Source organism: Paucilactobacillus vaccinostercus DSM 20634 (assembly GCF_001436295.1).
In the GTDB taxonomy this organism is placed as follows: Bacteria; Bacillota; Bacilli; order Lactobacillales; family Lactobacillaceae; genus Paucilactobacillus; species Paucilactobacillus vaccinostercus.
On sequence record NZ_AYYY01000001.1, the window covers coordinates 66,191 to 79,532 of the forward strand.

The 13,342-nt window shown below is 45.0% G+C and carries 8 protein-coding genes; 2 read left to right on the forward strand and 6 right to left on the reverse strand.

Annotated elements, in window-relative coordinates:
* Nucleotides 1-82: 82 nt before the first annotated feature.
* Both helD and FC26_RS00320 read left to right on the forward strand, forming a co-directional pair.
* Nucleotides 83-2,440, forward strand: coding sequence for an RNA polymerase recycling motor HelD (gene helD / locus FC26_RS00315; RefSeq protein WP_057777062.1), 2,358 nt, complete (start codon nucleotides 83-85; stop codon nucleotides 2,438-2,440).
* Nucleotides 2,441-2,756: 316 nt separating this feature from the next.
* A complete protein-coding gene (locus FC26_RS00320) occupies nucleotides 2,757-4,451 on the forward strand; it encodes an oleate hydratase (protein WP_057777063.1) in 1,695 nt (564 codons plus the stop codon).
* 294 nt (nucleotides 4,452-4,745) lie between these two features.
* On the opposite strand, the gene FC26_RS00325 is transcribed toward FC26_RS00320, so the two are convergent.
* The 6 genes from FC26_RS00325 to FC26_RS00350 form a co-directional block, all read right to left on the reverse strand.
* Nucleotides 4,746-5,942: a cation:proton antiporter gene (locus FC26_RS00325; RefSeq protein ID WP_057777064.1), complete on the reverse strand. Its 1,197-nt coding sequence runs from the start codon at nucleotides 5,940-5,942 to the stop codon at nucleotides 4,746-4,748.
* Between the two features lie 222 nt (nucleotides 5,943-6,164).
* On the reverse strand, nucleotides 6,165-7,541 hold the full coding sequence (brnQ, locus tag FC26_RS00330; RefSeq protein WP_057777065.1) for a branched-chain amino acid transport system II carrier protein: 1,377 nt from the start codon (nucleotides 7,539-7,541) through the stop codon (nucleotides 6,165-6,167).
* A gap of 450 nt (nucleotides 7,542-7,991) precedes the next feature.
* Nucleotides 7,992-9,143: an acyltransferase gene (locus FC26_RS00335; protein ID WP_057777066.1), complete on the reverse strand. Its 1,152-nt coding sequence runs from the start codon at nucleotides 9,141-9,143 to the stop codon at nucleotides 7,992-7,994.
* A 2-nt stretch (nucleotides 9,144-9,145) separates the two neighbouring features.
* On the reverse strand, nucleotides 9,146-10,681 hold the full coding sequence (locus FC26_RS00340) for an AMP-binding protein (protein WP_057777067.1): 1,536 nt from the start codon (nucleotides 10,679-10,681) through the stop codon (nucleotides 9,146-9,148).
* Nucleotides 10,653-11,834, reverse strand: a complete 1,182-nt coding sequence (locus tag FC26_RS00345) for an acyltransferase (protein WP_057777068.1) — start codon at nucleotides 11,832-11,834, stop codon at nucleotides 10,653-10,655. Before FC26_RS00345 ends, FC26_RS00340 begins: the two co-directional genes overlap by 29 nt.
* Before the next feature lie 356 nt (nucleotides 11,835-12,190).
* A complete protein-coding gene (locus tag FC26_RS00350) occupies nucleotides 12,191-13,030 on the reverse strand; it encodes an L-threonylcarbamoyladenylate synthase (RefSeq protein WP_083483697.1) in 840 nt (279 codons plus the stop codon).
* Nucleotides 13,031-13,342 lie beyond the last annotated feature (312 nt).

Below are 13,342 nucleotides of genomic sequence, written 5' to 3' on the forward strand. Positions count from 1 at the left end.
TGACTTTTAAATCAGAGGAAATCTTAACAAACCCACGAATAATGTTGTCGAACGCTTGCAGTGACACCACTGACGGTCTACAATGGATAGACACTTTTTGAATGGATTAGGAAACGGAGGCCCTGTAGTGACTGAACAACAAGAAAAACAACAAGAACAGCAACGGGTAAATTTTGTGAGTGGTCAAATTCGGGAACAAATTGAAACCAACCGGCAACTTCTCGAAGCCGCCCATCGTGAAACACGGGCCGTTGAACAAAACTACAGCGATAATGCTTCGGTCAATAACTACGAAGCCGATGATACAACCGATACGATTGCCAACATCGAAGAGCAACGGCAACTCGTTGCGCGTGCTAACGAAAGCGAAATGATCTTAAAACGGCAACTCGATACGATGACTAATCTCGCCGGATCGCCCTATTTTGGGCGGATTGATATTAAGGATCCAGGCGAAACTACTCCCGAATCACTTTACATTGGTGTCGCTTCCCTAATGAATGACGAAAAAACCGAGTTCCTGATCTACGACTGGCGGGCACCAATTTCCGGGGTGTACTACAATGGCACGCTCGGGACTGTTCACTACCCCACCCCCGGTGGCACGCAAACAACCGAATTAACGAAGAAGCGCCAATTCACCATTCGTGACGGGCAAATTACCAATATGTTTGACACTAACGAGACCGTGGGCGATGAAATGCTTCAGGCCGCCTTGGGGCAGCAAAACGATCAGCATATGCAAAATATCGTTGCCACAATTCAAAAGGAACAAAATGACATTATTCGTGATACCACTAGTGATCTGCTTCTCGTACAAGGGGTTGCCGGAAGCGGTAAAACTTCCGCCATCCTCCAACGCATTGCGTACTTGCTCTACCACAGCCGTGCCAGCCTCAACGCCGATCAAATTGTGCTCTTTTCCCCCAACCGCCTCTTTAGCCACTATATTTCAGAAGTTCTCCCGAGTTTAGGGGAACGTAATATGCGCCAAATTACCCTGGCGGAGTTTCTCAACCGGCGTTTTGAAGGTCTTGATGTTCAAACCTTATTCCAACGTTTCGAAGACGAGCAAAGCCAAACTGAGCAGCAAAAAGCGGTGCAAGCAGTGCTGGAAAGTGCGGCCAGCATGCAACACGTCGAGCAGTACTGTCAGTCCTTAACTCCGAATGATATTCAGTTCACCAACATCCTATTTAACGGTCGTGTTTTCTTCAGTGCCGATCATATTCTCGCACTTTACCAGCAGCTTCCCACCAATTTACATCTGGCTGATAAGATATTAGCCACCAAAAATGCCTTGATCAAGGAACTGAAACAACGAATTAAACACGAGGCTAAACAAGCTTGGATTGCGGAAGAATTAGACCACCTCAGTGATGAGTCAATGTTGGCGCTTTACGGCAAGCATCGGCCAGAGGAGTTCGATTCCGAAGACGCTCAGATCGACTATCTCTCACGGCGATTGGCCCACCGTAGACTCCGAATTGTGTACGATGCGATTTATAATAACTACTTTATCGATTTCTACGCTCAGTACGGGCACTTTTTACAGGCCACCCCACTCGCCCAACAGGTAACCACTGATGCCTGGCAAACAATGATGACCGCTTATCGCCATGGTATTGAGTTTCACCAAATAGCGCTCATGCATTGTGCCCCGCTTCTTTTACTACGGGACTTAATCACCGGTTCAGGACAAAATCGAGCATTGGAATATGTCTTCATTGATGAAATGCAAGATTATTCCGTGGCCGCCCTCATCTATCTAAAACACGTCTTTGTTAATGCTAAATTTACAATTTTGGGTGACAGCGAGCAAGCGCTCTTTAAGGATATCGAAGCCCCACAATCTCTTTTGCACCGGCTCAGCGAGGCCCTCGCGGCTAAACGGCCCAACCTAATTGCTCTCAATCGTAGCTATCGGTCGACCACCGAAATCACACACTTTGCCAAAGCGCTGCTTCCCGACGGCGATCAAATTACGGCTTTCAGTCGGCACGGGGCCCGTCCGAAAGTCCTCATTCGTTACGATCACGCAAGTGCAGATGAGGCATTACTTGCCGAAACCAAACGGTATCAGGCCACCTATCAAACCGTGGCCATTCTCACCAAAAATGCCCAACAGGCCAAGGACGTCTTCCAGCGGCTCCACACACAAACCGAGCTGCATCTCCTACAAGATACTGATCGACAACTACCCAGAGGGCTAATTGTTCTCCCAATTTACCTTGCAAAGGGACTCGAATTCGATGCGGTCATCGCCTACGACGTCTCAGAAACCAACTATCATGAACGGCGGTCAATCGGCATTCTCTATACTATTGCATCGCGTGCGATGCATGACCTGACCCTACTAAGCATCGGTGAAGTCAGTTCAGTTATCACCCAAATTCCCAGCGATCTAATGCAAATTGAACATCGTGTCTCCAAAAAGTAATCCGCCGTACTAGGCTACCGAAAAAACTTCGCCTTAGCATCGACGCAGAACAAGGTTTCAGTAACCATTCAAAATCGCCATCAAAGTGGGAATGCCCCTACTTTGATGGCGATTTTAGTGATCCGATGATGCCCTTCCATTTTCTCAGTAACCTCTGGAATAGTTAAGCTGTTTTTTAGTTTACACAGTTAACAATCATTGGTATACCGCGGTTTACAAATTGTTGATATAGGCAATCGTTTCGATAGACTTTTGTTGCACAACGGATTATAGTAGGGGCAGAAATGTTACTTAATCTATCCGGAGGTGCACAATAATGACGAAAAACAAAGCGATTATGATTGGTGCAGGGCTGGCAAATATGGCGGCTGCGGTTTATTTGATTCAGGAAGGTCACTGGAATGGTGATCAAATTACATTTTACTCACTCGACGATCATGGTTCCAACGATGGTGCTCCAACTGATGAAACCACCGATGAATACTGGAATAAAGAACACCCGATGGCCAACACCAAGGGTTACGTTGCTCGTGGGGGCCGGATGTTAAACTACCGGACTTACGTTGATCTAATGGATTTGCTCGATCGAATTCCATCAGCAACGGAAGAAGGAATGACGGCGGCCGAAGATACGCGTGATTTTGATGCGAAACACCGGACCTTCGATAAGGCACGCCTGCTTCAAGGCGGGAAGGGCATTATCAATGGGGGCCACCTGGGTCTGAACAATAAGGACCGGATGCTACTGAGTCGTCTGGTCCTCATGCCCGACTCTCAGGAAGAAAAACTAGATAATATTACAATTGCGGACTATTTTAAGTCGTCGCAACATATTTTCACCACTAATTTCTGGTACATGTGGGAAACCACGTTTGCATTCCGGACGAAGAGTTCTGTCCAAGAACTCCGGCGTTACATGCACCAAATGATTTATGAATTCACTCAAATTGAACACCTAGTTGGCGTTAACCGGACCCGCTATAACCAGTATGAAAGTATCATGCTCCCATTGATTAATTATCTCAAAGAACAAGGTTGCCAAATCATTTTAAACCGGCGGGTTACCGACTGGCACTTCAAAGAAACAGCCATGCAAGATGAAATTACCGTTACGGGCTTAGAAATGGAAAATACCTTAACAGGCGAAACTGAAAGTGTCACAGTTGACGACGCAACGGCTGTCTTCTTCACAAACGGATCAATCACGGATTCAGCCACAATGGGAGACTACAACACACCGGCAGCTGAAAACATGGACTACGGGGCAGCCGCTGGGTTGTGGAAAAAAGCCACCGCGCATTTCTATAACTTAGGTAACCCTGACAAATTCTTTGCGGATCGGGATGCAAGTGAATGGGTTAGCTTCACGCTAACCACTAAAAATCATCTTTTACTAAACGAAATCACGCGAATTACCACCCAAGTTCCCGGTAACGCACTGAACTCGTTTATTTCCACAACGCCGATTACCCCACTCGGACATAAGGACGTTAATATGTCGATTGTGGTTCATCACCAACCTCACTTCACGACTCAGAAACCAAATGAAACCGTCATCTGGGGTTACTTCCTCTATCCACGTCGGCGCGGGGAATTCGTCAATAAGCAGTACATTAAGATGACTGGGAAAGAAATGCTAACAGAGCTGATCGGCCAACTAGCAAAGGTGGATCCCGGCCCGGTTAATATTAACCACTACACAAAGGAAATCTTTGATAGCGTCATTAATAATATTCCAGTCTACATGCCGTACGCCTCGGCTTTGTTTAATAACCGGGCCAAGGCAGATCGGCCAGAAGTGATCCCCACCCACTCCACCAACCTCGCCTTTACCGGCGAATTTGTTGAACAGCCCTACCAAATGGTTTTCACGGAACAAAGTGCGGTCCGTTCCGGAGAAATCGCGGCTTTCCACTTTGCGGGCGTGCCAATGGACAAACTCGTCAAAAATCCAAGATTCGACAAGGATCCAAAGGTCTTGGCAAGGGCAACGAAAAAAATGTTTATGTAAGTAATAGGATGCGCAGCAAGCACGACTATGGCTTAAGCATTAGTGAAATAAAGACAATTAATCCTGATTTTTGGATTGGTTGTCTTTATTTGATTACATGACCGGTGAACATCACCTCCAACCTGTTCAAAACTCGTCACCGTCAGTCATTATCCACATGTGCAAAACTACATTTGTCATTGACGCTGTGGATAACCCAAAATTATCCCCACAATTCACAACTTATCCACGTAAAAGGACCACTTATCCCCTGAATGCACAGCAGGTAAGTGATCCTTTCTTAATTATCCACAGTTAATTGACTGTAGAACCCTGTGATAATGATGTCGTTGGTAACTGTTGATGGTGCTTGATCGCATGCTTGAGGATAAATGGTGCCAATACCGTGGCTAAAACAATCACTAGAATCAAATCCGAATAATAGGCCCCCGATAGCAGGTGCGCATCAAACCCGATTTGAGCCGTAATCAGCGCCATTTCTCCTCGCGAAATCATGCCGGCCCCAACCAAATAGTCGCTCTGCAAACTAAAGCCACTTAAAGCAGCACCGAGACCGCAGCCAAGGAGCTTGGTCAGACATGCCAGAATCGTCATGATAATGACAAACCCAAGCGATTGCGACAAATGGGTCATCGTCATGTTGAGCCCGACACTCACAAAGAAGAGTGGAATAAAAATGGCGTATCCAATTGGTTCCACACTTTTATCCACTATTTCGCGCTTGGTGGTGTGGGCAATCGCAATGCCGGCAAAAAAGGCGCCCACAGCACCACTAAGACCAACATAATCTGCGACCGCAGCCATGCTGAAACAGATCACCATCGACATGACCGTCGGCGCCAAGGTTGTCAATAACTTCTCACTGAGTCCCATTAAAATGGGCGCAAGCCATCTAACAAGTAAGTAAACTCCCGCGAAAAATAAGATCTGCTCCACAAAAATCAGGGCGAGGCTCGTGGATGCGCCCGTCGCCATTCCCGTTTGGTGCATCACACTAATCATGATGCTCAACAAGATCACGCCGATCACATCATCAGCCACCGCCGCACCTAAAATTGTGGCGCCTTCTTTAGTATCTAAATAATGAAATTCCTTTAAAACGGCGACCGAAATGCTAACGGAAGTCGCTGAAAAAACAACCCCAATAAACAATGATTCTAGTAGTGAGAATCCCATGATGAAGCTTGTCATCCCCATGATGACGATCGGAAAAATCACACCGATTACCGCCACCACGAGAGCTGGCTTTAAATATCGTTTTAGCAGTCCCAAATCACTTTCTAATCCACCAATAAACATCAGCAAAATGACGCCAATATTTTGAAATTCATTCATCATCGTGTCCAACCGAACCCAATTAAGTAGGGCCGGTCCGACTATCATTCCAATCATAATCTGGCCGATCACCCCTGGAATACCGATGCGATGACATAGATGTGCCGCTAGTTGTGTCAGTAGCAGTAATCCGGCTAATACTGCAATAAATGTCATGTTCCCGTCCCCTCCATCGGTTTATATCATACCATGAAAAATCGGCCAACGTGCTAGCAGCGCCCACACTCTGCAGCTCGTAGACCGATGCCCACTTTTCATATTCTATTTTTACTATGTGTTTAATCGCTTAGAAATACTTCATTCATTTTATGTGTTTGTTCTATGTGTTGTTTATTATATGTGGTGACCCTATGTGTGTGTTGTGCTATGTGTCGATGGTTAGTTTGATTCTGGCATCATCTTATGTGAATGACTCGTTAATGCTTGGCAACCGTAGATGGCAAGCCCCAAAATAAATCCGATTAAGGCTGGTAATACCCAATCCATCCCGTAGCTCGCAAATGGTAGGTAATTATCAAGTTGCAACAAGGCCTTGGCCCACCCGCTGGTCGAAATGATCGCAGGTGCAGAAGCAATCCCGTCAAGGAATGCAGGAATCAAAGTTAAAATAGTTGTCATAATGTAAACAATCCGAGCCCGCTTAAACAGTGGTGAAAGGATCGATAAGGCAATCAGCGTAATCGCCAATGGATAAACAAACATCAGCATTGGTAAGGACCAAGCAATAATCTGATCCAGCCCGAGGTTGGCAATCAAAAATGAGAGTAAGCAGGTAAATGCGTTCCACTTAGCGTAGCTGATTTTAGGAAAGCGACTGTGTAAGGCTTCCGAAAAGGAGGTAGATAACCCAATGGCAGTGGTGAGACAGGTTAAGGTCGCCATAATTGCTAAAATAATCTGACCGGGAATCCCCATGAAGTGCATGGCAATTTGGCTAAACGCAATGCCGCCATCGGCCGACAACTTAAAGTAGGTTAAGCTCGTTGCCCCGATGTAAATGAGAATCAGATAGATCAATGCCTCAAGGCTAATACTGATTAAGCCAGATTTAGCGGTGGCCTTGGCAATTGCCGTCGGATTTGTCAACCCAAAGTGGCGAATAACAGTTACGATCGCGATCCCGAATAGCAACCCAGCAATGGCATCCATGGTATTGTATCCTTGCAAAAAGCCATTCAGAAATGAGGCGTGCTGATAAGCCGCAGTGGCAGTCTGACTACCAGCGTGACCCATTGGTTCAAAAAAGGCAAACCCGAAAATGATCGCCAATAAAATTAAAAATAACGGATTCAGTAACTTGCCAATCGAGTTAACGATTTCGCCAGGTTTGCGAGCGAATGCCCAAGTAATGGTGAAAAAGATTAACGAGTAAATGGACAGGGCCCATGGTGTTTGGCTGGCACTTAATTGCTGACCAAACGCGATTTGAAATGGTGTGGTGGCCGTCCGGGGCGTTGCGAATAATGGCCCTAGCGTGGCACAAAGTAAAATCATAAAAATCGTCGCATATTTCTTCCCGATCGGTTTTGCGAGGTCGTAAATCCCATTAGATCTCGTAATGCTAATCGCAATAACGGCTAGCAATGGTAGGAGCGTCCCCGTAATCAGAAACCCAATGGCAGCTGGTAGCCAATGGCTTCCGGCTAACTGTCCCAAATGAATCGGAAAAATCAGATTACCAGCACCGAAAAACATGCCAAACAACATTGATCCAATAAACAAATAATTACCCTTAGTTAACTTCTTTTTTCCCATGATATGATCTCCTTTGAATAAAAACTGTGCTGCATCTATCTATTCAAAGAAACTGACTCGAATAATTCCTCCGTTACTACTCGCCCGATTACTTTGCATACCCAAGCCTTCTTTCGTTAATTTAGTTAAAGATAAATAAAAAGCGCCCCTATTAAGCACTTGCTTAATAAGGACGCTACGCGTGTTACCACCTCATATTTGTATACTCCTCACGAAATATACCTCACCAGGTACGGCCACACTCGTGGCGATACCTTGGCACTATAATGGGTGCACCCATTGAACACTCGTTGCTCGCATTCAACTCTCGGAGATTACTTTCACACCGCTCAGGCTCCCCGTTCTCACCAAGCTAGGGGTCTCTTAAGTCCTGAGTAATGCTACTCTTCTCTTCAACGTTCTAATCTATCTTTAATGTTGTAAATAGATTAACGCGCTTTTAGCACATTGTCAATAGGATTTTATCATTTTATTTTCAGAATCTAATTTTAAGCCAATTATCGGGCGCGTCCACTTGAGCCGTGACAGCCCATAGCTCCATATCAGAATCGTCCCAAATACCGCCACAAAACATAGTGGGACAATGACCAGATACACCCATGATGGCCATGCGGTTAGTCGTAAGAGTCCCGCCAATGCGGTCAGGAAAATACTTTGTGTGAGATAAATGCCAAATGTCAGTTGCCCGAGCCGATGAACGATCGGGATTGTAACCCAGGACCGTCGTAGCCCCCACTGACTCACACCCAACAAGGCCATAATGGCGGCCACATCTAGCAGTACCACGAAGGGTTGGTGAATCGACTGTGCATCATGATTGGCAAATCCGAGAACGTTAATGTTAACCCAGTACAGGCCGATGGTGGCCACACTCAGCCCGACTGCTAACCAACTTAACGCCTTTAAATGGACTTTCAGCCAGTGACTGATCCGCTGATAGTGAACCGCCGTGACGGCTCCCATTACGAAGTAAAGCTGGTACATCAACGGATCAGTACCATAATGATGAAAAATGAGCCCCAAAACGGGATGGGCGGCTGTTGTGGGATGCCCATATTTGATCACCGCAGTCAGCAGGAGTTGTAAGCCAAAACTAACCCCGATCAACCACCGATGATGATCCCGCGTTTTTTCGACAATCCATAATAAGATCGGAAAAATCAAGTAAAGTTGCGCAATCATAAACAGAAAATACATATAGAACTGGTTACCATGACTGATGGTGGTCAACCACCGTTGGGCGTACCGAGTCCACGTCAATCGCTGATGAATGGCAAGTAATCCCGCCAGCAAAACGGTATTCCACACTAGGTATGGAATACCGATGCGCACATATCGTCGGTACCAAAAGGTGACCCAATTAGGATGCCGGTCAAAATATTGCCAGGTCAGCACTAAGCCGGTTACAAAGACAAACCCCATTCGCGTAAAGTGCAACATAGTATGGGTTGAATTGAAAATCAGGTGACTGACTGATCCGGTTGCGGTAGCATTCGTCAGCGTTGTCTCGGTATGAGTTAGCACAACCCCAATGATTAGGAGTAGTCGGAGTAAATCTCCTTCGTATAAATATGGCCGCGCGTGTTTTTCCCGTTCAGCCATCCCTACTTACCAGCGGATACACTCAGTAGTTCATCCTTTAATTTTGGCCGCAAAATTTTACCAGTGGGGTTTCGTGGAAAATCGTCCACAAAGTAGACCTGAGTTGGTTGTTCGAACTTGGCTAAATTATAACCAGCATAATCTAGCAGTTGTTGTCGCATATCGTCGCGGTTCCCACCGAAATCCTTAGGTTTAATGACGGCCGTCACAGCTTCCCCATACAGGTCATCCGGCATGCCGATAACGGCAATTTCTTCAATAAACGGTAACTGTGAGAGAATACTTTGAACTTCTGCGGGGGCTACTTTTTCACCACCGCGGTTAATCATATCCTTGCTACGGCCCTTGACGAATAGATAACCATCTTCATCGAGATAGCCGAGATCACCCGTAAGAAACCACCCGTCTTGGAATGAGGCTGGTTGTGGATCCATGTACTCGGAAATCACATGGTCGCCACGGACAACGATTTCACCAATCTGGGTATCGCTTGTTTCGTACTGTCCGTTAACTAGGATTGCGAGGTCGGTCCCGAATGCCTTACCGGCAGAGCCAATCTTTTGCGCGTCAAACGGATTGAGCGTACATTGACTGGATGTCTCGGTCATCCCGTAACCTTCAAGAATCTGCGTGTCAAATTGATCTTGAAAGGCCATAAATTTGTTTTCTGGCAATGAGAATGACGAACTCCGCACGAAACGAAGATTGATTTGATCACGTAACTGAGAATAGATTAAGTTGGCTTTATCATTAATCAACAGAATTGAAATAATGGTTGGTACAACCGAAACCCATGTGACGTGGTTATCACTCACCTGCTGCCAGAAACGACTGGCACTAAACTTCTGCGCAATCACGATTTTACCACCCGAAAGACGCGTTGACAGGGTTGAAATCACTTGAGCGTTAATATGAAACATCGGCATGATAATCATGGTTGTATCATCTTCAGTTAACCGGTGGGAGTCAATATCGTGATGGGCGGCGTTATTCAAAATTTTGTGCGTGAGCCCTACCCGCTTGGGTTTTCCTGTGGTTCCCGATGTATTCAGAATTAAAGCCAAATCATCTTCGCCGGGTTCTGTAGGATTTTGAATCATTCGATCAGCCACCAATGACGTATTAATAAAGACAGTCAAATTAGAATCCGTTTCAAGCCGGATAGCTGTTTTTTCAAGGACCGAATCGTTCACAATTTGATCGGCTAGTTCGTGCTTCACAATGACCACCGCATAGTCATGTTCATTGAATTCTGACTGTAACTGCGCAATGGGCGTCGTTGCAGCTACTGGATGTTCAATCATGCCCATTTCCCAGATTGCTTGGGTTAAGACAGGATACACGGCTGAATTATCAAGACACACGAGCGCCAAATCGCCCTTGGTCAGTTTTAAATTAATAAAGTGCTGTCTTAATCGGGTAACATCTGCGGAAACTTGTCGCCCCGTAAACCATTGGTCAGCCTTAAGGTCTTTAATAACGGTGTCGTTTTGGTGCAGGATAAGTTGTTTAGTCAGTTGTTTTGTAAGTTCTGTCATAGTGAATGACTTCCTTTCTTTTTCGTCTCTGTGGCCGGCCAATTAAGATTCCAAATGGTGGGACCTTGTAGCAGAACCAAGCAATTAAAAATGAGCCAATGGCCACAAATGCGTAGCCGACGGGCAATAATAGGACGTAGCCCCAGGATGGTAAATGCGTTTGCGCCAATCCCAGTTTTAAAATCGTCAGTGGGATGGTTTGAACGAGGTAGACCCCAAATGAGACCTTGGCACCCATTCTAATAATCCAGTCGATTTTGGGACTCAGCCCATGTTGTCGATGGTACGCATAGCGTCGTCCAACCCAAAATACGGTCGAAATCATAACTAATGCATAGACCATCAGGTATGGCTGATGAACCTCTAGCGCCTTCGCTAGTGTCAGGTGCAAAACATTGATATCAAAGAAGTAAAGACCGATCGTACCAAATGCTAACAAGACGGTGATTACTACAAGTGGCCGAGCATGATCTTTAATCCAGTCATCGAACTGGTGGTAATGAATAGCCACAAAGGAGCCAAAAATAAAGTACAGTTGGTATGAAATAACGTTCATTCCATATGATCTGAAAAGATACCACCAGCCACTAGTATCCAAGTGAGGATACCCGTACTTGAACATGAGCAACATGAGAAGTTGAACAATGATGCTGCCAATTAAAATCCGACTGTGCATCTTAACCGTTTTAAACAGACGGACAATGAGTGGATATAGCAGGTATAGCTGGAAAGTGACCAAGATATAGTACATATAAAAACTATCGCCGTACAAAATAGCGTGGCCCCAATTTTTAAAGTAGCTCCAACCGTTGAACGCGACACCATCGGCAATCATTCCCATCAGTAGGAAGAACCCGTTCCAAAAGATGTATGGAATTCCAGAACTCAGATACCGCTTCTTCCAGAACTGTGGCCAATTTTTTTGCCGGTTGTAATAGTTTAGTGTGAGTACAAGGCCGGTCATAAACATGAAACCCATTCGCGTAAAATGAAGCATCAAATGACTTGCGTTAAAGAAAAGTTGACTGGATGAACCTGCTACCGTCATACGCTCCAAGGCCGTAGTCGTGTGATTTAATAGCACACCAAAAATAAAAATGATCCGCATCAAATCAACCTCGTATAGATAAGGTCTTTTCGCTTTAGTCGGCATTGCTGTTCACCTGCGTTTTCAAAAAATTCATTTTGCTCATCCTCTCTATTAGTGCTGCTTCATCCATGCAACAACTAGTGAAAGGGTTGCGACACTACTCAAAATCCAAATGCCCTTTTTCAATCTGCCTTTAGTTTTCATTTCATCGCATCCTTTTTTATTATTTTCAAGAGTTAAATTTACACTTCCGATTTGAACGCACCACGACCAAAATACGAAAAAATAAGCCAAAGTTATGAACATTTCTGTTATAACTTTGACTTATTTATGAGTTTTTTGAAGATCTTATGAACTTACAAGCAATAACTAATCTAACTCGGCAAAACCCAGACTCATCCTATCTCAATTTCGAGTTCCTAGTAATAGAGCCCATGTTCGTAATTCCATGATGAGAATACCTGACTCATGTTTTCCATAATTTTATCAACATCGAGACCCTTTCGAATCACAATTGGTGCGGGCTGAACACCAATACGGCCATTTTGCCGCGGAACGAGCTCGCCGCTCTCATCGACCATTGAAACCATCACCCCTTGTTCGTAACGGGTATCGACAGTTTTATCTGGTTGAATCGAAGCGACGTAATCATCTGCTTCGATGATGACATCGGCAGCCGCTTCAATGCGTTCACCGATTCCCGTTACGAGTCCGCGATTTCCCTTGCCAGAAGGATTAGCTGAACTAGCAAATGAGAATTTATGGTACTTGGTCCATAATTCATGGGCAATCTGTTCACTTGGTTTACCAAATTTGATGACAAAACAGCTTGTCTCACGTTTATCCATCATCAAATCTTTTGTCCCATCGTTAGGAAGTTGTGCCTTAGCTTTTTCCTTCCATGGGAGAATGCATCCGAGCAAAATGTCTTGATCCCAGTGCTTTTGGTATAATGCTTCAATTTCGGGTGTCATTTGGGCCAGTTCTTTCACCTGCTCCATCGAGCCACACAACACAACACCAGGTTTATTCCGTTTACGTTTTTTAGCTGCAAACTTTCGTTCCAGTCCCTTAACGTCGGAAGTCATGATGATGTAGCCCACCTTGGTGGGACTGACAATCATTCCGCCGTTGCCCTTCAGTTTTTCGATTCCTTCTGCTTGTACCGCTCCCTGCCATTTTACTGTTTTAGCAGCTGCTGATGGCTTACTTGTCTGGTTATTTCGCACTTTTGCTATGTATTCTGATGCTTTAGTCATATCAATCTCTTCCTTTCATGTTTCTCTTTCTATGTCATCAAAATATAAAATTAAAATAATCTAATAATACATTTTTGTTATATTCTAGTATCGGCGTAAATAACCGATATGTCAATATCTAATTATGAGATTTATTTCATTTAATTCTAATTATTATTTGAATTAAACGCACTAGCTCTGGGATATAGCTACTAAATAAACGCGCGGTTCGCAGTTTTAACGGCACAAAAAAACCGCTAGTCTTCCGACTAACGGCTTATCGTGCATGGCGACGTCCTACCCTCGCAGGGAGCGATCCCCCAACTACTCTCG